Origin of the sequence: Sagittula stellata E-37 (assembly GCF_039724765.1) — a bacterium.
Taxonomy (GTDB): Bacteria; Pseudomonadota; Alphaproteobacteria; order Rhodobacterales; family Rhodobacteraceae; genus Sagittula; species Sagittula stellata.
Genome location: NZ_CP155729.1, coordinates 951,454 through 970,832, shown reverse-complemented (window position 1 = coordinate 970,832; position 19,379 = coordinate 951,454). Strand labels below are relative to the sequence as shown.

General features: G+C 64.8%; 24 protein-coding genes. 12 read left to right on the top strand and 12 right to left on the bottom strand.

The features are described from left to right. Nucleotides 1-32: 32 nt before the first annotated feature. Nucleotides 33-377, bottom strand: a complete 345-nt coding sequence (locus ABFK29_RS04570) for a hypothetical protein (protein ID WP_040604032.1) — start codon at nt 375-377, stop codon at nt 33-35. Nucleotides 378-641: 264 nt separating this feature from the next. Between ABFK29_RS04570 and ABFK29_RS04565 the strand changes: the two genes are divergently transcribed. Next, entirely contained in the window at nt 642-1,571 is a 930-nt protein-coding gene (locus ABFK29_RS04565; RefSeq protein ID WP_005855099.1) for a VOC family protein, read from the top strand. Beyond that, nucleotides 1,564-2,178 carry an alpha/beta hydrolase gene (locus ABFK29_RS04560; protein WP_005855097.1) on the top strand — a complete coding sequence of 205 codons (615 nt, stop codon included), beginning with the start codon at nt 1,564-1,566 and terminating at the stop codon, nt 2,176-2,178. The genes ABFK29_RS04565 and ABFK29_RS04560 overlap by 8 nt, the downstream gene beginning before the upstream one ends. A 137-nt stretch (nt 2,179-2,315) precedes the next feature. Here the strand turns inward: ABFK29_RS04560 and ABFK29_RS04555 are convergent, their stop codons facing one another. The 3 genes from ABFK29_RS04555 to ABFK29_RS04545 form a co-directional block, all read right to left on the bottom strand. After that, nucleotides 2,316-2,489 carry a YdcH family protein gene (locus tag ABFK29_RS04555; RefSeq protein ID WP_005855095.1) on the bottom strand — a complete coding sequence of 58 codons (174 nt, stop codon included), beginning with the start codon at nt 2,487-2,489 and terminating at the stop codon, nt 2,316-2,318. A 106-nt stretch (nt 2,490-2,595) separates the two neighbouring features. Beyond that, the gene (locus tag ABFK29_RS04550) at nt 2,596-3,333 is read right to left on the bottom strand and encodes a tRNA1(Val) (adenine(37)-N6)-methyltransferase (protein ID WP_005855093.1); all 738 of its coding nucleotides are present in this window, start codon (nt 3,331-3,333) and stop codon (nt 2,596-2,598) included. A 34-nt stretch (nt 3,334-3,367) separates the two neighbouring features. Next, complete coding sequence (locus ABFK29_RS04545; protein ID WP_005855091.1) at nt 3,368-3,583, bottom strand: DUF2007 domain-containing protein; 216 nt, start codon at nt 3,581-3,583, stop codon at nt 3,368-3,370. A 72-nt stretch (nt 3,584-3,655) separates the two neighbouring features. Here ABFK29_RS04545 and ABFK29_RS04540 point away from each other — a divergent pair, with 72 nt between their 5' ends. Genes ABFK29_RS04540 through ABFK29_RS04530 form a run of 3 tightly spaced genes read left to right on the top strand, consistent with a single transcriptional unit; the run spans nt 3,656 to nt 6,734 of the window. Beyond that, a complete protein-coding gene (locus ABFK29_RS04540; RefSeq protein WP_005855089.1) occupies nt 3,656-4,633 on the top strand; it encodes a polyprenyl synthetase family protein in 978 nt (325 codons plus the stop codon). Nucleotides 4,634-4,659: 26 nt separating this feature from the next. After that, complete coding sequence (locus ABFK29_RS04535) at nt 4,660-5,484, top strand: hypothetical protein (protein ID WP_005855086.1); 825 nt, start codon at nt 4,660-4,662, stop codon at nt 5,482-5,484. Then, nucleotides 5,475-6,734, top strand: a complete 1,260-nt coding sequence (locus tag ABFK29_RS04530; RefSeq protein WP_005855083.1) for a molybdopterin-binding protein — start codon at nt 5,475-5,477, stop codon at nt 6,732-6,734. The genes ABFK29_RS04535 and ABFK29_RS04530 overlap by 10 nt, the downstream gene beginning before the upstream one ends. A 37-nt stretch (nt 6,735-6,771) precedes the next feature. On the opposite strand, the gene ABFK29_RS04525 is transcribed toward ABFK29_RS04530, so the two are convergent. Both ABFK29_RS04525 and greA read right to left on the bottom strand, forming a co-directional pair. After that, a complete protein-coding gene (locus ABFK29_RS04525) occupies nt 6,772-7,770 on the bottom strand; it encodes a hypothetical protein (protein ID WP_005855081.1) in 999 nt (332 codons plus the stop codon). Between the two features lie 9 nt (nt 7,771-7,779). Next, nucleotides 7,780-8,250 carry a transcription elongation factor GreA gene (greA, locus tag ABFK29_RS04520; protein WP_005855079.1) on the bottom strand — a complete coding sequence of 157 codons (471 nt, stop codon included), beginning with the start codon at nt 8,248-8,250 and terminating at the stop codon, nt 7,780-7,782. A gap of 383 nt (nt 8,251-8,633) precedes the next feature. Here greA and ABFK29_RS04515 point away from each other — a divergent pair, with 383 nt between their 5' ends. From ABFK29_RS04515 to ABFK29_RS04495, 5 genes are all read left to right on the top strand, one after another. Then, complete coding sequence (locus tag ABFK29_RS04515) at nt 8,634-9,728, top strand: calcium-binding protein (protein ID WP_005855077.1); 1,095 nt, start codon at nt 8,634-8,636, stop codon at nt 9,726-9,728. Nucleotides 9,729-9,965: 237 nt separating this feature from the next. Then, nucleotides 9,966-11,612, top strand: a complete 1,647-nt coding sequence (locus tag ABFK29_RS04510) for an electron transfer flavoprotein-ubiquinone oxidoreductase (protein WP_005855076.1) — start codon at nt 9,966-9,968, stop codon at nt 11,610-11,612. A gap of 78 nt (nt 11,613-11,690) precedes the next feature. After that, nucleotides 11,691-11,981, top strand: coding sequence for a PilZ domain-containing protein (locus ABFK29_RS04505; RefSeq protein ID WP_005855074.1), 291 nt, complete (start codon nt 11,691-11,693; stop codon nt 11,979-11,981). Between the two features lie 115 nt (nt 11,982-12,096). Beyond that, entirely contained in the window at nt 12,097-13,812 is a 1,716-nt protein-coding gene (locus tag ABFK29_RS04500) for a tetratricopeptide repeat protein (RefSeq protein WP_005855073.1), read from the top strand. Nucleotides 13,813-13,841: 29 nt separating this feature from the next. After that, on the top strand, nt 13,842-14,669 hold the full coding sequence (locus tag ABFK29_RS04495) for a 4-(cytidine 5'-diphospho)-2-C-methyl-D-erythritol kinase (RefSeq protein ID WP_005855071.1): 828 nt from the start codon (nt 13,842-13,844) through the stop codon (nt 14,667-14,669). Between the two features lie 4 nt (nt 14,670-14,673). Here ABFK29_RS04495 and mobB read toward each other — a convergent pair whose 3' ends face one another. From mobB to fdhD, 3 genes are all read right to left on the bottom strand, one after another. Further along, nucleotides 14,674-15,168, bottom strand: a complete 495-nt coding sequence (gene mobB, locus ABFK29_RS04490; RefSeq protein WP_005855069.1) for a molybdopterin-guanine dinucleotide biosynthesis protein B — start codon at nt 15,166-15,168, stop codon at nt 14,674-14,676. Then, complete coding sequence (gene mobA / locus ABFK29_RS04485) at nt 15,165-15,785, bottom strand: molybdenum cofactor guanylyltransferase MobA (protein ID WP_040604027.1); 621 nt, start codon at nt 15,783-15,785, stop codon at nt 15,165-15,167. The genes mobB and mobA overlap by 4 nt, the downstream gene beginning before the upstream one ends. A 98-nt stretch (nt 15,786-15,883) precedes the next feature. Next, nucleotides 15,884-16,762 (bottom strand): formate dehydrogenase accessory sulfurtransferase FdhD, encoded by an 879-nt coding sequence (gene fdhD, locus ABFK29_RS04480; protein ID WP_005855065.1) that lies wholly within the window; start codon nt 16,760-16,762, stop codon nt 15,884-15,886. Between the two features lie 49 nt (nt 16,763-16,811). On the opposite strand from fdhD, the gene ABFK29_RS04475 reads away from it, so the two are divergent. Both ABFK29_RS04475 and ABFK29_RS04470 read left to right on the top strand, forming a co-directional pair. Beyond that, complete coding sequence (locus tag ABFK29_RS04475) at nt 16,812-17,564, top strand: AzlC family ABC transporter permease (RefSeq protein WP_005855063.1); 753 nt, start codon at nt 16,812-16,814, stop codon at nt 17,562-17,564. Continuing rightward, nucleotides 17,561-17,905: an AzlD domain-containing protein gene (locus ABFK29_RS04470; RefSeq protein WP_005855062.1), complete on the top strand. Its 345-nt coding sequence runs from the start codon at nt 17,561-17,563 to the stop codon at nt 17,903-17,905. The genes ABFK29_RS04475 and ABFK29_RS04470 overlap by 4 nt, the downstream gene beginning before the upstream one ends. 6 nt (nt 17,906-17,911) lie before the next feature. Here ABFK29_RS04470 and ABFK29_RS04465 read toward each other — a convergent pair whose 3' ends face one another. The 3 genes from ABFK29_RS04465 to ABFK29_RS04455 form a co-directional block, all read right to left on the bottom strand. Next, entirely contained in the window at nt 17,912-18,571 is a 660-nt protein-coding gene (locus ABFK29_RS04465) for a hypothetical protein (protein WP_005855060.1), read from the bottom strand. A 109-nt stretch (nt 18,572-18,680) separates the two neighbouring features. Next, nucleotides 18,681-18,815 carry an aa3-type cytochrome c oxidase subunit IV gene (locus ABFK29_RS04460; RefSeq protein WP_005855058.1) on the bottom strand — a complete coding sequence of 45 codons (135 nt, stop codon included), beginning with the start codon at nt 18,813-18,815 and terminating at the stop codon, nt 18,681-18,683. 99 nt (nt 18,816-18,914) lie between these two features. Beyond that, nucleotides 18,915-19,367: a hypothetical protein gene (locus ABFK29_RS04455; RefSeq protein WP_040604025.1), complete on the bottom strand. Its 453-nt coding sequence runs from the start codon at nt 19,365-19,367 to the stop codon at nt 18,915-18,917. Nucleotides 19,368-19,379: the final 12 nt, after the last annotated feature.

Here is a 19,379-nt window from a genome sequence, read left to right as displayed (position 1 = left end):
GGACCGCCGCTCACCCGCATGAGGCGTTTTCATCAGCCTTCGATGGTAGCGCCGAATTGCGGGCGCAGCGGCTTCATCGGTTCCTTGCCAAAAAAGAAGTCGATCTTTTCCCGGCGCATGCTTGCATCCAGAGTGAAGACCTCGCTCTTGGCAATTTCGTAGGTATAGCCGCCCCGCAATACGAAAACTCCGATAACGTAATGGATCGCGGCCACTTTCATGTTGGCCGGAACCTCCAACCTGTCACCAAGAAAGAACCGGCCTTTCTGTTGCAGCTGGAATTTCGAATAATGATCGCCGGTCTTTCGATGGAGCCAGACATATTTCGGGGCGCCTTTGCCGGGGTCGATGTCGACCAAGTGACCGATGAGTACCAATTTACTCTCCTATGAAAACTCTTAAACACATTCGCGATCCGCAGTTGTACTGCTGCAACAGTATAAATCCATTTCAGCAAAATCGTCGACCCGTTTCGTCGCGAGACGTTTGAGCATCCTTTCTCGCTTGCGTTCGCATGAGCGCCGCACGGCCATAGCGAACAGATCTGTGCGAAAAATCACCATGTGGGCGCAAATTTCAAGGATATGCCACGCTGACGCACGATCTATATGGAGTGTTGTCAACACGACAGGAGACGATCAATGCTCACCCAGATCAACGGACTGCACCACGTGACCTCGCTCGCTTCGGGCGCGCAGGAGAACAACGCCTTCTTCACCAAGGTTCTCGGTCTGCGACGGGTCAAGAAGACCGTGAACTTCGATGCGCCGGACGTCTACCATCTTTACTACGGCGACGAGATTGGCACGCCCGGCACGGTGATGACCTACTTCCCCTTCCCGAACGCCAGCCGCGGCCATCCCGGCACCGGTGAAGTCGGGACGACGGCGTTCGCCGTGCCGAAGGACGCCCTGCCCTACTGGGAAACCCGGCTGGCCGAGCACAAGGTCGACGGGCTGGTCCGCACGGACCGGCTTGGCGAGGAACGGCTGATGTTCAAGGGACCGGACGGCGACGGGTTTGCGCTTGTCGGTGCCGATGACGAACGCGCGCCCTGGGTTGCCGATGTCCCTGCGGATGTCGCGATCCGCGGGTTCCATTCCGCCGATCTGCGCCTGTCGCAGCGGGACGCGCAGGCCAGTGCCCAACTGCTGCGCTTCATGGGGTACGAGAAGGACGACTCGCAGAACAACGTCACCCGATTCCGCGTGCCCAACGGCAACGAGGCGCAGGTGATCGACATCACCGAAGTGGACGCTGGGCGCGCAGACCAGGGCGCGGGCAGCGTGCACCACATCGCCTTTTCGGTCGACAACCGCGCAAAGCAGTTGGAGGTTCGCAAGGCCTTGATGGACACCGGTTATCAGATGACTCCCGTGATCGACCGGGATTACTTCTGGGCGATCTACTTCCGGACCCCCGGCGGCGTGTTGTTCGAAGTTGCGACCAATGAGCCGGGGTTCGACCGGGACGAGGACACAGCGCATCTGGGCGAGGCGCTGCGCCTGCCCACGCAGCACGAGCACCTCCGCCCGCAACTGGAACGGCAGCTTGAGCCACTCCATGACTGACTACGCGTTTGCCGAGACCGGTGGCGTGCCCGGCGCGCCGCTGGTCTTCACCTTCCACGGCACGGGCGGCGACGAACACCAGTTCCACGACTTCCCCCGGCAGGTGCTGAAAGACGCGCATGTGATCTCGCCACGTGGGGACATCTCTGAACACGGGGCGCTGCGTTACTTCCGGCGCAAGGCGGAGGGCGTCTACGACATGGACGATCTCTGGGCACGCACGGCCGCAATGACGGAATTCGTCGAGGCTGCCAAGGCGCGTGTCGGCGCGCAGCGAGTCGTCGGCATGGGCTATTCCAACGGGGCGAACATCCTCGCAGCCGTCGTCATGCGCGCGCCGCACCTGTTTACCGACCTTGCTTTCCTGCATCCGCTGATCCCGTGGGATCCGGCCCCGCAGCCGGGCCTGCAAGGCGCCCGCGTTCTCATCACTGCAGGAGAACGCGACCCGATTTGCCCGGCGCCTCTCACACGGTCGTTCGAAAGCTGGATGGTGGCGCAGGGTGCAGAGGTCGACACGCTCTGGCATCCCGGCGGCCACGAGATCGCACAGTCGGAGGCTCTGGCGCTCGCAGATTTCCTTGCGCAAACGCCCAAAGCCCGCTGACGTTCGGCGGGCGCTATCCATTCAGCGATGTCTGGAAAACAAGGCGCTGCCCGGGATTTCGGGCAGGGCGCTGCTTTCCACGCGACCGGGAAACCTGTCCTGAGAGGATGCCCCAGGACAGGCCGCTCCGCCGCGCGTCAGGCGACGGCAGTCGAAAGGCGCGTGATCTCCTCTTTGATCCGCAATTTCTGCTTCTTCAGGTGCGCGATTTGCAGGTCGTCGGTACTGGGCGCGCGTTGCGCCTGCTCCACGGCCTCGGACAGGGCATGGTGCTTCTTCTTCAGTTCCTGCAGATGCGAACTCAAGCTCATGGGATCCTCCTTTCGCTGGTTGGTACAATCAGTGCATCACAGCTTCATCAATCTGTCACGCGGCGCGTGCAAAATGGGTTGCCGAAAACTTCAAGAATTGCGGAAATCAGCCGATTTCGGGTTCGAAAGTTAACGCCGCCCCTTCCATCATGACGGAAAAGAAGCATTCGGAGTAATTCTTTCGCCCGTTTCCCATCACATCCTCAGGGTGAATCACCTTCGGCGGATAGAACCTGAAGGGGGTGCGCGCCTCTTTCCGCCCGCGCAGCAGAACGAGTCGCGGCGGACGTCCGGGGCGCGGCAGAAGCGGGAGCAGTTCCAGTCCCCCCAGCACCGCCTGCATGGCGGCCATCAGTTCGGGCAGCCGTTCCACCCGCTGGATGAAGGTCGCGTGCCCGCGTGGCTTCAGGCGGCGGGCCGCCGTCTCGACCCAGACCGAAAGCGGCACGTCGCCGGTGCGCCCCCTACCCCGTCCACCGTCCAGCGCCAGCAGCCCCTTTCCGGTCTCGAAATAAGGGGGATTGGCGATCACGTGGTCGAAACTGCGGGCTTTCAACGCCGCGGGCGGCGCGGCAACGTCGCCCTCGTGGATCTCGCCCGCAAGCCCGTTGCCGGCAAGGTTCCGGCGGGCGAGATCGGCATAGCCCGGCTGAATCTCCAGCCCTGTCAGGGTCAGCCCCGGCACGCGCCAGCCGAGACAGCAAAGCGCCGCGCCTCCACCGCAGCCCAGCTCCAGCACCGTCTCTCCGGCACAGGCCTGAACCGATGCGGCGAGGATCACCGGGTCGGTGCCCGCCCGATAGCCCTGGCGCGGCTGCAGGACCGTCACCCGCCCGCCAAGCATGGCGTCCCGGGTCAGGTCCGGAGCGGCGAAGGGATCAGCGCGCAATGTCCACTCCGGCCTCCTCCATAAGGCGTCGGGCCCGGTCCAGATCGCTGGACAGGACCATCAGACGGCGCGGCAATATGCCGATGGATCCTTCGAGGACGCTCATGTTTACGTCCAGCTCAAAGCTGGCTATACCCTCAGCGTCCAGAAGGGTCTTGGCCAACGGGATCACGGTGATGTCGGTGGTGCGCAGAAGCTCTTCCATGACGGGGATTTAAGGACAGGGCCCGGCACTTGTCGAGCCTTGGACAGGAGCGCGATGTTGGATCAGCCACGCATGAAACCGCATGAACGCCTCGCAGCCGATCTGGTGGCCGAGATGGCGGCGGTGAACGACCTGATCCGGGAGCGTATGGCCTCCCGGCATGCACCCCGGATTCCGGAGGTGACAGCTCACCTCGTGGAGGCCGGAGGCAAACGGTTGCGGCCCATGCTGACACTCGCCTCGGCCAAGCTTTGCGGCTACGACGGCCCGTATCACGTGCACCTCGCCGCGACGGTGGAGTTCATCCACACCGCGACGCTGCTGCACGACGACGTCGTGGACGAAAGCGAGCGGCGCCGCGGACGGCCGACGGCGAATCTCCTTTGGGACAACAAGTCGTCGGTGCTGGTGGGCGACTACCTCTTTGCGCGCTCTTTCCAGTTGATGACCGAGACGGGCAACCTGCGTGTCCTGCGCATCCTGTCGGACGCGGCGGCCACCATCGCAGAGGGCGAGGTCCTGCAACTGACCGCGGCGCAGGACCTGTCGACGACCGAGGACATCTACTTGCAGGTGGTCCGCGGCAAGACCGCCGCGCTGTTCTCGGCCGCGACCGAGGTGGGCGGCGTGATCGCCGGTCGGCCCGAAGAGGACGTGCGTGCGCTGTTCGACTACGGTGACGCGCTGGGGATTGCCTTCCAGATCGTCGACGACCTGCTGGACTATTGGGGCGGCGACGCGACCGGCAAGAACGTCGGCGACGACTTCCGCGAACGCAAGCTGACCCTGCCGCTGATCAAGGCCTTCGCCAAGGCCGACGACGCGGAAAAGGCGTTCTGGAAAAGGGTCATCGAGAAGGGCGACCAGCGCGAGGGCGACCTCGAAGAGGCGTTGCGCCTGCTCGAACGCCACGGCGCGCTCGAAGAAACCCGGCAAGAGGCCCTCGCCTGGGCGGAACGCGCGAAGACCGCCATGCAGAAGCTGCCGTCGAGCGGCCTGCGCGACCTGCTGATCGAGTTGAGCGACTATGTGGTGTCACGGGTCAACTGAGGTGTGACGCCAGTCCGGGGGCTGCAATGTTCGACCGTGTGATGATGGTCGACTGGTCCGGCGGCAACGACCGCGGCGCACGCCCCAAACGCGATGCGATCTGGATCGGCGAGACAGGCCGCGACCCTGTGTATTGCCGCAACCGCCGTACCGCCGAAGACCTGCTGTCTGAGCGGATCGCCGATGCGCTGGCCGGAGGCGCGCGGTTGATGATCGGTTTCGATTTCCCCTTCGGCTATCCGGTCGGCGTGGCGCAGGCGCTCTGTGAAGGGAGCGTGCTCGACCTCTGGGACTGGCTCGATACGCGGATCGAGGACACGCCAAAGGCCAACAACCGCTTCGACCTGGCCGGACGCATCAACCTGTCGCTCGGCACGCCCGGGCCATTCTGGGGCAACGCGCTGAAGCGGGATGTGCCGGGACTGTCGCGGACGAAATCCGGCTATGCGAACCCCTTTCCCAACCGGCGCGCCTGCGAACTGAGGTCGCCCGGCACCTTCACCGTCTGGCAACTGGCCGGCGCGGGAGCGGTCGGGTCACAGGTGCTGATGGGTCTCCCGGTGCTGGCACGTCTGCGAAGACGGTTTCAGGTATCCGTCTGGCCGTTCGAACCGCTGGACGCCCCCGTCGTCTTCACCGAGGTCTGGCCCGGTCTGATCGAGCCCGTTGTGCGCACGGCAGAGGGCATCCGCGACGCGGTGCAGGTCGATTTCCTGGCACGGGGGATTGGGCGGTTGAACCCGGACAGGTTGGAGGCGATGCTGGCCGTCGACGTGCCGGAAGCCCGGGCCGAGGAAGGCTGGATCCTCGGGCTGGGTTTCGAAGAGGAGTTGCAGGACATATGCCGCTGAAACCGCCCCCCTTGCGCAACGATTGTTTTGCCCTTCCCCCGGGTGTCGACTGGACGCCGGTCGACACGGCCCTGACGATGCTGCAGCGACGATTGGCGCCGGTCGTCGCCCGCGAGCACGTTCCGCTGGACGCTGGCCTGGGGCGGGTGCTGGCAGAAGACCTGTTGGCGTACAGATCCAACCCGCCAGAGGCCAACACCGCCGTAGACGGCTACGGTTTTGCCGGTGGCTCTGTCGGCGCGGGTGACGTGGTGCTGCCGCTGGTGGAGGGCCGTTCCGCCGCCGGGGCGCCGTTCGCGGGCCGCGTCCCCGAAGGGTCCGCTGTGCGGGTGCTGACCGGCGCGGCCTTGCCGGAGGGCGTCGACACCGTCGTTTTGGACGAGGATTGCGCCACGGGCGATGGGCAGGTGGCCTTTCGCGGGCCGGTGAAGCGTGGTGCGAACACTCGCAAAGCGGGCGAGGACGTGGCCGAGGGCGCCTTGGCCCTGTCTGCCGGGCGCGTCCTGACTCCGGCCGATCTGGCGCTGGCCGCTGCAGTGGGTCACTCCGCCCTGCCCGTTTTCTCGCGGCTGCGGATCGGGGTGCTGTCCACCGGCGACGAGATCGTCGAGCCCGGCAACAGGGCGGCCCCGGGGCAGATCTTCGACGCCAACCGCCCGATGCTGCTGAGCATGGCAACGCGCTTCGGTTACGAAGCAATCGATCTGGGGCACGTGCGCGACAACCGGGATGTCCTGCGGGCCCGACTGGACGGAGCGGTCGGCGCGGTGGACGCGATCCTGACCTCGGGCGGGGCATCGGCAGGCGACGAAGACCATGTTTCCGCGCTGTTGCGCGACACCGGCGCCCTTGCCGAATGGCGCATCGCCCTGAAACCCGGGCGGCCGCTGGCGCTTGGCATGTGGCAGGGTGTTCCGGTGTTCGGTCTGCCGGGCAACCCGGTGGCGGCCTTCGTCTGCACGCTGGTCTTCGCACGTCCCGCCATGGGGCTTCTGGCCGGAACCGGCTGGCAGGCGCCAGTGGGATTCGACGTCCCCTCCGCTTTCACGAAACGGAAGAAACCGGGCCGTCGGGAATACCTGCGCGCCCGCATCCGCGAAGGCCGCGCAGAGGTCTTCGCCTCCGAAGGATCGGGCCGGGTGTCGGGACTGAGCTGGGCTGAGGGCTTTGTGGAACTGGACGACGGCGCCAGAGACATCGCGCCGGGCGACATTGTCCGGTTTATCCCGTTCGGCAGTTTCGGGCTGTAGCGCGGCCCGTCACGCCACGCAGGCCTGCCAGGGTCGATCAGTCGAAGGTGCCCGCGACCCGCCCGAGCAGCATGAAGGCGCGCGACGTCCGGGTCGATGCGAAGGCCGATATGTCCTCGTCCGAGAAGCCCGGCTCGACATTGGCGAACATCTGGTCGTAGCGCCGCAGGAAATGGTGTGCCGCATCGCGGAAGATCGTGTCCTCGCGCATCCGTGCGGCGGTCAGCGCCAGCGACGAGCGGTCGTGCACGCCCCCCAGCGGCGCAATGGTCCGCCCCCGGTCGCCCCGCGCGAAGGCGCGCCAGACCTCGGGCCGGGCCATGTCCGGGCGCAGGTCGTCCATGTAGATGCCGTCCTGGCTCATCAGGGTCAGCACGTCCTGTGCGGCCTGGATCAGCTTGGCCGCCGACCGGTCGCGCAGCGCACGGCGCAGCGCGGCAAAGCCCACTTCGTCCTCGGCCGTCTCGGGGAAATGCAGCGCGCGGATCAGGTCTTCGTTCGACAGGGGCGGCTGCATCGCCTCGGCAGGCGTGCCAAGCGACAACGTCGGCTGGTTGTCCTCCGCCTGGTTCGCCTGAGCCTGCAGCGCCATGGGATCGGCCTGCCGGATGCCACCCAGCATGGCCAGCGTGGTTTCCAGATTGCGTACCCCGCCGCCCAGTTCGTCGAGCCGCTTCAGTACCGCGGGATGCGGCTGCTGGCCCTTCCCGGCCTGCGACTGCGCGACGTAAGCCTGGCGCAGCGCGTCGATGGCCGCCTGAAGCCGGGCGCTTTCCGTGCGCATGACCCTGGCGGCGCGAATGGCCATGGCGGCCACCCAGATCATCGCCACGGGCAGCACGATCGCCATAAGGACCTGCAGGAAACGCAGGCCCTCTGCCCCGGTGTCACCGCCGGTCAGGAAATAGGACGATGCCACGATCAGCCAGATCACCGACAGCACAAGCGCCGTGATCTCGACCGCGGTGATGCCCGCCGCCTCGCCCCGGCTGTAGAGGCCGGGCAACGTCGGACGGGCTTCCTTTGGTTCCGCCATCTGGCCCGCTTACTTGTAGGAGACCGAAAGGATCTCGTAAGACTTCTCGCCGCCGGGCGTGCGCACTTCGACGCTGTCACCCTCTTCCTTGCCGATCAGGGCACGCGCGATGGGCGATTTCACGTTCAGGAGCCCCTTTTCGATCGAGGCTTCGTGTTCGCCCACGATCTGCCAGGTCTTCTCCTCGTCGGTGTCCTCGTCGACGACGGTCACGGTGGCGCCGAACTTGACGGAGCCAGACAGCGAAGCCGGATCGATGACCTCGGCCAGACCGATCACGCTTTCGAGTTCCTTGATCCGCCCCTCGATGAAGCCCTGCTTTTCGCGCGCGGAATGGTATTCGGCATTCTCCTTGAGATCGCCGAGTTCGCGCGCCTCCGAGATGGCCTGGATGATGGCCGGTCGCTCCACGGACTTGAGCTGTTTCAATTCTGCTTCGAGCGCGGTGAAGCCCGCGCGGGTTATCAGGATCTTGTCCATATAAGATTTTCTTTGCTGAGATAAGCGTCGTGGTCGAGTGTCGTCGCCGTCCGCCACGATGTAAAGTGCCCGGGCTGCGGTTGCCAGCATGTTTTCGCGGAAAGGCGGACGCGCGCGCGCCATGCCGCCAAGGTTCCCACCGCCATGACGCTAGTGATTCGGCCGAGCACCATGGAAAGAGATGCGCGAAGTTCTTGCAGAGACTGTCTCAAATTGCGAAACAATCAAAGAGTGCAGGGAGGATAGTTCTCTACCTGCCGGTAGGTGCGAGATTTCTGAACACATTTCCACCGTAAAGGGTACGTTCCGGGCGTGTTTCCCGGCCGCGGCGGTCCGGACATGCGACACGCTAAAGACGATTCATAAGACCTGAGGGAAAACCTATGCCGACAACCCGCGACGACAATCTGTTTGGGACAGACATGGCCGATTTTATCGCTCTCCTTGAGGGCAATGACACGTACCACGGCCTTGAAGGCAACGACACGATCGATGGCGAGGCCGGTGACGACGTGTTGTGGGGCGGTCTCGATGACGACTGGCTCAAGGGGGGCATCGGCTACGATCTGCTGTTGGGTGGCGAAGGCAACGACACCATCGAGGGCGGGCTGGACAACGACACCATGGACGGTGAAGCCGGAAACGACCTCATGCTGGGCGGCGAAGGCGACGACTGGATGAAAGGCGAGGACGGCAACGACACCATGGACGGCGAGTCCGGCAATGACACGGTCGAAGGCGGGCTTGGCGACGACTGGATGAAGGGTGAACAGGGCCGCGACCTGATGCTTGGCGGCGAAGGCAACGACACCATCGAGGGCGGGCTGGACGACGACACCATGGACGGTGAAGCCGGGAACGACCTCATGCTGGGCGGCGAAGGCGACGACTGGATGAAGGGTGAGGACGGCAACGACACCATGGACGGCGAGTCCGGCAATGACACGGTCGAAGGCGGGCTTGGCGACGACTGGATGAAGGGTGAACAGGGCCGCGACCTGATGCTTGGCGGCGAAGGCAACGACACCATCGAGGGCGGGCTGGACGACGACACCATGGACGGTGAAGCCGGGAACGACCTCATGCTGGGCGGCGAAGGCGACGACTGGATGAAGGGTGAGGACGGCAACGACACCATGGACGGCGAGTCCGGCAATGACTTGATCGAGGGCGGTGCCGGAGCTGACTGGCTGAAGGGCGAAGGTGGCAACGACACGCTGTTCGGGGGCGCGGGCGATGACCTTCTGGTCGGGGGCGACGGCGCAGATGTGTTTGTTTTCGCACAGGAAAGCGGCTTCGACATTGTTGCGGACTTCCAGGACGGCATCGACAAGGTCAATCTGACCGACCTGTGGGGCGGTGTAATCTCTATCTTCGATACGGCCGAGGGCGCATTGGTCAGCGTCGAAGGCTACGACGTGGCCCTGTTCATGGACATCGCCGCCTCTGCGCTCGGGTTCGACGATCTGGTCTTCTGATCGCCACGGGGGCCGCCGGTCTGGCGGTGGCCCCTGTCTCAAATCGCGCTTTTGGTCCGTCCGATGTCGCTTTTCTTCGGCAATGGCCCTTCTGCTGCGGCTAGCTGCTGCTGAGCGTGCGGCCTCGTGACGCTGCGCGCGCATTGACGAATGCCGCGCCGCCGCGCTAGGAATCTTGAAATTTTATTACCCGGCCGCCGCGTGCGTGTCCTTGGGGGTGCCTCTGGAGGGAGCGACATGAGCGAGATCGAGCGCGAAGCGATGGAATACGACGTGGTGATTGTCGGGGGCGGCCCTGCCGGCCTCTCTGCCGCGATCCGCCTGAAGCAGCTTGACCCCGAACTTTCGGTTGTCCTGCTAGAGAAAGGTTCCGAAGTGGGCGCGCACATCCTGTCCGGGGCGGTCCTGGACCCGTGTGGGCTCGACGCGCTGATCCCCGACTGGAAGGAAAAAGGCGCGCCGGTCACCGTTCCTGTGAAGAAGGACAACTTCTACATCCTTGGGGAAGAGGGCAAGGTCCGCATCCCGAACTGGCCGATGCCGTCGCTGATGGACAACCACGGCAAGTACATCGTCTCCATGGGCAACGTCTGCCGCTGGATGGCAGAGCAGGGCGAGGAACTGGGCGTCGAGATCTTCCCGGGCATGGCATGTTCTGAACTCGTCTATGGTGACAACGGCGAGGTGAAGGGCGTCGTCGCCGGGGTCTTCGGGCTTGAGCCGGACGGCTCCTACGGGCCGAACACCGAACCGGGCATGGAACTGCACGGCAAGTACGTCTTCCTGGCCGAGGGTGTGCGCGGCTCGCTCTCGAAAGAGGTGATCGCGAAGTACGACCTGTCGAAGGGCAAGGAGCCGCAGAAGTTCGGCCTCGGCATGAAGGAAATCTGGGAAATCGACCCGGCCAAGCACCGCGAGGGCACGGTCACCCACACCATGGGTTGGCCACTGGGTTCGAACGCCGGGGGCGGGTCGTTCATTTACCACCTCGACAACAACCAGGTTTATGTCGGCTTCGTGGTGCACCTGAATTACAAGAACCCGCACCTCTATCCCTACATGGAATTCCAGCGTTTCAAGCATCACCCGATGGTCGCGGACCTGCTGGCCGGCGGCAAGCGCGTGGCCTACGGCGCGCGGGCGATCTCGGAAGGCGGCTACCAGTCGATGCCGAAAATGGTCGCGCCGGGCGTGGCGCTTCTGGGTTGCTCGGTGGGCATGGTCAACGTGCCGCGCATCAAGGGCAACCACAACGCGATGCTCTCGGGAAAGGCCGCGGCGGAAGCCGCCTATGCCGCGATCAAGGCAGACCGCGCGGGCGACGAATTGACCGATTACGAGACCGAGGTGCGCGATGGCGCCATCGGCAAGGACCTGAAGCCGGTGCGCAACGTGAAGCCGATGTGGTCGAAATGGGGCATGGCCCCGTCGCTGGCGCTTGGCGGGCTGGACATGTGGACCAACAGTCTGCTCGGTTTTTCGTTCTTCGGCACGCTGGGCCATGGCAAGACCGACGCGGAAGCGACGGGCAAGGCGTCGGACTTCACGCCGATCGAGTATCCAAAGCCCGACGGCAAGCTGTCCTTCGACCGGCTGACCAACGTCTCCTACTCGTTCACCAACCACGAAGAGAGCCAGCCCGCGCACCTGAAGCTGAAGGACCCGGCAGTCCCGTTGAAGAACCTCGCGACCTACGCCGGACCGTCGCAACGGTATTGCCCGGCGGGCGTCTACGAGTTCGTGGAGAAGGACGGCGACAAGCAGTTCGTCATCAACTTCCAGAACTGCGTGCACTGCAAGACCTGCGATATCAAGGACCCGGCCCAGAACATCAACTGGACGGTTCCGCAGGGCGGCGACGGTCCGAATTATCCGAACATGTGAGCACGGGCGCTTTTCGCTTAACCTCACATAAACACGGATTTGCCACTGTCCCTGAAAATGCCAAACGGGGGCAGTGCCATGATGAAGAAACGTGCGGACCGCTGGCCAAGCGCCTGGGGCTTTGAACTGCGTTCCGAAGACGGCGACTTTGCCGCCACCATAGTGAACGTGTCCGAAACAGGGGCATTCGCCGAGGGGAGCCTGCCCTTGGCGGTCGGGTCGCGGGTGAAACTCATGGCCATGCGTCAGCCGGTGTACGCAAGCGTCGTGCGCATCAGCCCCCGGGGCGTGGCCCTCTCGTTCGAGACGCCGCTAGATGCGGCGCAGCTCCAGAACCTGCGCCAATACCGCGATCTGAGCCTGCTTTAGGCGCCAGCGGATGTCGGTCCGCCCTCTCGCCGCTTCGTGAGCGGTGTTCTCATTGCCTTGCCCGCCCTGCCGCTCTAGGCTCTGCGCAACGAAAAACGAAGGGGAGACCGTCACCTTGGACCTTTGGGCAAAGCGCATCCGTGCAGGTTTTCTTGCTCTCGCCGCATCCGCAACGGCGGTCAGCGCGAACGGAATAGCCGGAGATTACCTCGCCGCACGTCAAGCCAGCTTCCTCGGCGACTTCGCCTCTGCGGCGCACTACTATGAACGCGCGCTGGCTTTCGATCCGGGGCGCGCGGAACTGCTGGAGCGCGCCATCCTGGCAGAGATGTCGCTGGGAAACTTCGGCAAGGCGGCACTCCTGGCAGAACGCATGGCCGAAGCCGGCAACGAAAGCCAGATCGCCCAGATGGCCGCGCTGACCACGGCCGTCGAAAGCGAAAGCTTCGCCAATGTCATCCAGTCCATCGACGACAAGCGCGGCATCGGACCGCTGGCCGACGGTCTTGTGAAGGCCTGGGCACAACTCGGTGCGGGCGACATGAGCGCGGCACTGATCGAATTCGACAACGTCGCCAAGATGCCTGGCCTCGGGCCGTTCGCGTCTTATCACAAGGCTCTGGCCCTCGCTTCGGTGGGCGACTTCGAAAGCGCTGCCGCGATCTTCGACGAAGATGAGGCGAACGGCATGGCCTCCACCCGCCGCGGCGTCATGGCCCGGGCCGAGGTGATGTCCCAGCTCGGCCGCTCGGAAGCGGCCGTTGCCATGCTGGACGAGAATTTCGGAACCGACCTTGACCCCGCACTGCAGCAGATGCGCGATGCGCTGGCAAGCGGCGACAAGCTGGCGTTCTCTCATGTCCGCACCCCGAAGGAGGGGATCGCCGAAGTGTTCTACACTCTCGCGGGGGCGCTATCCAACGAAGGCAGCGACGAGCTGACCCTGCTTTATGCGCGCATGGCGGAGTATCTGCGCCCCGACCATGTCGACGCAATCCTGCTGGCGGGCGATCTTCTGTCCGACATGGGCCAGTACGAACTGGCGGAGCAGGTGTTCGAGGAGGTTCCCACCGACGACCCCTCGCGCCATGCCGCCGTGCTTGGCGAAGCGGAGGCGCTGCGCGATCAGGACAAGACAGCGCAGGCCATTGCCGTGCTTGAGACGCTCGCCGAACAGCAGCCGGACCTGCCCGTGGTACACACCACGCTCGGCGACATCTTCCGGCAGGAACAGCGTTACGAAGATGCTGTCACCGCCTACACGAAAGCGCTGTCGCTTTACGAGCAGGAGTCGGAGCGGCTGTGGTTCCTCTACTACGCGCGCGCGATCAGCTATGAGCGGCAGGAAAAGTGGGAGGAGGCAGAAGCCGACTTCCGCAAGGCCCTGGACCTCAACCCCGAGCAACCGCAGGTGCTGAACTACCTCGGCTATTCGCTGGTGGAACAGCACCGCAAACTGGACGAAGCGCTGAACATGATCGAGCGCGCCGTCGCGGCACGCCCGAACTCCGGCTACATCGTCGACAGCCTGGGTTGGGTGCTTTACCGCCTCGGACGTTACGAGGAGGCCGTGCCGCACATGGAACGCGCGGCCGAACTCATGCCCATCGACCCGGTGGTCAACGATCACCTCGGCGATGCGTACTGGGCCGTCGGGCGGGAACGTGAGGCCGAATTCATGTGGAAGCGCGCCCTGTCCTTCGTCGACTGGGAAGATGCCTCCGCAGAGGCCGATCCCGAACGCATCAAACGCAAGCTGGCGGTCGGTCTGGATCAGGTCCTCGCCGAAGAAGGCGCACCGCCGTTGCAGCGGGCCGAGGTTTCGGACTGAGCCTGCCGCCGCGAAGGCGGGCATCACCCATGACCGGACGCCAGACAGAAGCCTTCGCTCCGGCGAAGATCAATCTTGCGCTGCACGTGACGGGACAGCGTGACGACGGCTACCACCTGCTCGACAGTCTCGTGATGTTTGCGGACGTGGGCGACACGGTGCGCCTGCGGGACGCGCCCGAAGTATCGCTTGAGATCACCGGATCGCGCGCGGCAGGGGTCCCTGCCGACAGGCGGAACCTGTGCTGGAAAGCGGCAGAGGCGTTCGGTTGCCCTGTCGCGATCACCCTCGACAAGCATCTTCCAGCCGCGGCAGGCATCGGTGGCGGGTCGTCGGACGCGGCGGCGGTGCTGCGGGCGATGGAGGCGCTGTACGGGCGCCCTTCCCCGGTCGATCCCCTCACGCTGGGCGCGGACGTGCCAGTCTGCATGGTTGGCCACGCCGCACGAATGAGCGGCATCGGAGATCACGTCCTGCCGCTGTTCATGGCCCCGCTGCATGCGGTGCTCGTCAATCCGGGCGTCGAAGTCTCTACCCCGTCCGTGTTCAAGGCTTTGTCCTGCAAGGAAAATGCGCCGATGTCCGAGATGCCGGAGGGCGGCGGCCCTGCCGCTGCGCTGGTTTGGCTCTCGGCGCAACGCAACGATCTGCAGGCGCCCGCCATCGCGCTGCAACCGGTGATCGGTGACGTTCTGACGGCGCTTGGTGGGCAAACCGGTGCACGGCTAGCACGCATGTCCGGCTCCGGTGCCACCTGCTTTGCCTTGTTCGACGATCTGAAAACGGCAAAAGCCGCAGCGACGGACTTGCAGAAGGCGCACCCGGCATGGTGGGTCGCCGCCTGCACCCTGCGCTGACCGGTCAGTCCAACGCCACTTCGCGCAGAATGAAGTCCGCGATGCCGCCCGAGTCATCCAGGTTGAAGACTGGAACGTGCAACGACATGGAGGTGTCGGACGCCACGCCCCGGATGCTGTCGTCTTCCGGCGCGATCAGACCCTTGCCCGTCTCGACCCGGTGGCATTCCAGCTTTGGGTGCCGCGCGCGTTTATAGCCTTCGACCAGGACAAGATCGACCGGCCGCAGCCGCATCAGCAACTCGTCGAGTTCCGGCTCGGGTGCGCCGCGCAGTTCCGTCATTTGCGCCACACGCTTGCGCGACGCAAGGATGACCTCCGAAGCGCCCGCCTCACGATGGCGATAGGAATCGCGGCCCGGATGATCCACGTCGAACGCATGGTGGGCGTGCTTGATCGTGCTGACCGAGTATCCCCGGCCCGTAATCTCGGCCACCAGCCGTTCCACCAGCCCTGTCTTGCCGGAGTTCTTCCAGCCAGTGATCCCGTAATGCTTCACAGCATGGCCTCCGCCTGCGCCAGGTCGTCCGGCGTGTTCACGTTGAAGAAGGCACGCTCGTCGGGGAAAACGGCTTCGCGCCCGCCGTGGCGTTCGGTCCAGAGGACGACCTTCTTCAGCCCACCCTCCAGCGCGGCGCGCAGATCGTCGCGCAAGGCCACCGGCCACAGGCCGAAGGTCGGGTGACGGATCAGCCGGCCCTTGGCGGAACGTGTCTCCGTATCGCCCTCGGTGGCGGCCAGCACCAGCGGGTGCGCCTGCCCCTCGGCGGTCAACAGCAGGTGAGGAACCAGATCGCATGGCAGGAACGGCGTGTCGGCGGCGACGCTGACCAGCGTGTCCGCGCCCTGAGCGGCGGCCCAGTCGAGACCCGCCAGCACACCGGCCAGCGGACCCGGGAAACCCGGCAGGCTGTCGGCGACGACCGGCAAGCCGAAGCCGTCGAACCGGGAGGCATCGCCATTGGCGTTCAGGCACAGATCCGCGACCTGCGGTGCGGTCCGTTCGATCACGTGGCCCAGCAGCGTCTGACCGCCAAGCGTCAGCAGGCCCTTGTCGCCGCCGCCCATCCGCGTGGCCCGCCCGCCCGCCAGGATCACCCCAACAGGTGCCTTCATGCCCTCTCCCTCCATGATGTCCGGGTTGTACGGTCCGGATGCCCGCCCTCGTGGTGCCTGCCATCGCGCCGGGCCGCAAGGTTCTTCGCCATGACCGCTCAGGCGTCCGCGCTCTTGCGGCGGTGCTTGCGGTCCTCGTCGTCGACGCTGTCCGGATCGGCGTCCCGTGTCAGCCGCTCTTCACCCGACAGGCACATGAAGCGCCGTCCGCGCAGCCGTCCGATACAGGTGAGGCCCGTCTCCTTCGCGATCTCCACACCCCAAGCAGTGAAGCCGGAACGCGAGGCCAGCACCGGAATTCCCATCAGCGCGCATTTGATGACCATTTCAGAGGTCAGGCGCCCGGTCGTGTAGAGGATCTTGTCCGCGCCCGAGACGCCCTCTGACAGCATCCAGCCGGCGATCTTGTCGACCGCGTTGTGCCGCCCGACGTCCTCCATGTAGACCAGCGGGCGGTCCCGACGGCACAGCACCGTACCGTGTATGGCTCCGGATTCGAGATAGAGAGACGGGGTGGTGTTGATCTTCTTCGACAGCGCATAAAGCCAAGATGTCCGCACCTCGGTCGCGGGCAGGGTCAATCCCTGAAGCCCTTCCATCATGTCGCCGAAGACGGTGCCCACGGCGCAGCCCGACGTCCGCGTCTTCTTCTTGACCTTCTCCTCGTAGGTCGTCTGAGACGCGGTGCGCACCACCACGACCTCAAGGTCGTCGTCGTAGTCGACGCGGGTCACCGTCTCGTCGGCCCCCAGCATCCCCTGATTGCGCAGGAACCCCAGCGCCAGATATTCGGGGTAATCCCCGATGGTCATGGCGGTCACGATCTCTTGCCCGTTGAGGTAGATCGTCAGGGGCCGTTCCTCGACGACGCGCGTCTCCACGGGCTGGCCGGTGTGGTCGACACCCGTGACCGCGCGGGTCAGCCGCGTGTCGCCCGGGTTCGGAGCGATCAGGTATTCGCCGCCATTGGATTGCATCTTCCCTGTCTCCCCGCTACCGCTGTGCCTGTTTCGAGAGGTTCAGACCATGGCGGACGCCCCCCCGATGTCAAGCTTCTGGCGCGGTTTTCGCGACGGTTTGCCGTTCCTTCTGGTGGTCGGCCCCTTCGGCATGCTGTTCGGCGTCCTGGCCACAGAGGCCGGGCTGAACGTTCTGGAAACGCTCAGTTTTTCGGTCGTGGTTATCGCCGGTGCGGCACAGTTCACCGCGCTCCAACTGATGACGGAGAACGCGCCGACGGTCGTCGTTCTGGCCTCTGCACTTGCGGTGAACCTGAGGATGGCGATGTACTCCGCGTCGATCACACCGCACTTAGGCGCGCTGCCGCTCGGCAAGAGGATCGTGGCCGCCTACTTCCTCGTGGACCAGACCTATGCCGCGGCGGCGATCGAATACGAAAAGCGCCCGCAGCAGACGCTGGCGCAGAAGTTCGCGTATTTCATGGGTGTGGCCATGCCGATCTGCCCGCCCTGGTACGTTTTCACGCTTATTGGCGCATGGATCGGGACTGCGGTGCCGCCGGAGCTGGGGCTGGACTTCGTGCTGCCCATCGCCTTCATCGCCATGCTTGGGCCGGCCATGCGCACGGGGGCGCACCGCATCGCGGCGCTGGTCGGCGGAACGGGGGCGCTGGTCTTTGCCTTCATGCCCTGGAACCTGGGCCTGATCTGCGGAGCGTTGCTGGGCATGATGGCCGGTGCCGAAGTTGAGCGCCGCCAATCGCTGCGCGCCGGGCCGGCCGCAACCGAAGACACGCCAACCCCGGGAGAAACGCGATGACCGCCGGAGAGATCGACCGCACAACGCTGTGGACCGTGATCGTGCTGCTCGGCCTGGGGTCGTTCGGGCTGCGATTCGTGTTCCTCGGGCTGATCGGGGACCGTGCGTTGCCGGAATGGCTGCTCCGGCACTTGCGCTACACCGCCGTCGCGGTAATTCCCGCGCTCGTCGCGCCGCTGGTGCTCTGGCCCGCAGCGACCGATGGCCAGACCGACCCCTTGCGGCTGACGGCTGCGGCGCTGGCGCTGCTGATCGGGGGATGGACACGCAACCTTTATGCCGCGTTGTTCACCGGGGCCGCCGTAATGATCGGCGGCTCCTACCTGCCCGTGCTGACCTAACCGCCCTTACGGGTTCTTCGTCTTCTGCCAGTCCAGTTCGATGCGCTTCACGGCAAGGTCCTTGTCGTCCTCGTCGTTCTCGCGCAGTTCACGCGAAGTGACGCCCGGCAACTTGTCGAAGGCTTCCATCAGCTTGGTCGGAAACAGGACGGAAGGGATCGTCTCGAACCCGGGCAACTGGCGCAGGATACCAGAGGTGGCCGAGGTGCAGGCCGCTGCGGAAACCGCCCCGTTCGCCTGCACCAACCTCAGCGCGCGCTCCGCCACTTCGGGCGGCACCTGCTTTTGTTGGATCCTGACGCGATACGTCGACCGGGCGTGTGCGCTTTCGTAGGCCTTTTCCACATCCGGCGTGATGCCATAGAGCACGTCATTGATTTCCGGCACGGACTGGAAGCGGACGGAACCGGCGGGGTCGAACACGACGCGCTGGCTGGGCGCGTTGATCATCATGGACGTGTGGGCACCGCCATCGGTTCGATTGTTGATCATCGTGTAAAGGGTGATCGACGGAGGAAGCGGCGAACGATAGGCCGCTGCCGCGGCCTGCTCCGGCGTTGCGTTCGGGCCGGACATCTGTCCAGCGCCGCATGCCGCCACGGTCAAGAGCGCCAACAGCGCGATGCAGGCGCGCAGCCCACGCCCGGTCCGGTCCGTCATCTTCATCAGCCTACCACCCGATCTGTTTGCCCACGGTCTGACGCACGAAGGCACAAGGCCCAACTCACATTCAAGTGACGTCAGGCGCTTGGAAGTCCGACGTTGCTTGGAGGTATCAGGTCCGGAAGATCGCGAGGAAGATCACGATTGCGAGGATCACGTACAGGGTGCGGATCGTGAACCTGATGAAGCCGTTGAAGGTGTCTTCCTGCGTGGTGACGTCCATGCTGCCGTGCTTGTGCTCTGCCATTTGTCCAGTCCTTGGGGTGTTCGCGTTTCGAAGCAGGGGAATAGCGGATATTTTCGTCCCTGTCACCGCGCCAATAGGGCGCAAATGTCGCGCAACCGTTCAGGTGTCTAGATCGCGCACGAGGCGGAATCCGATCCGTCGCGGTTCGGCCCGTTTCTCGGCCTTCGGGAGCGCCCGGAGAGCCACGTTCAGCTGCGTGACATGCTGGATCAGCTGCATGCGCCCACCTGCGGGGTCACTGCCGTAGAATGTTACCACGTCGGGGTCGAAGTACCCCATGCCCTCGATCCTCAGCACCCCGGCATCTCCGCCGGTGAAACCCATGGCCACTTCTTCCTCCGAATCGAGCCGCTCTTCGAAGGCCTTGATGTAAAGGATCAACCGTTCGTAGGCCCAGCGGGCCGGGCTCTTTTCCTCGACCGGGGTTTTGCGCACCGCCTCGGGCAGTTCGTTGGCGTCCTCGGGGGTGTCCTCCTCGGTGTGCACCTCGCGCCGCTGCGGCATGGCCGCATTCTCGTAGGCTTCGGCCGCAGTCGCGATCCGGTCGTCCATGTGTTCTCCTCC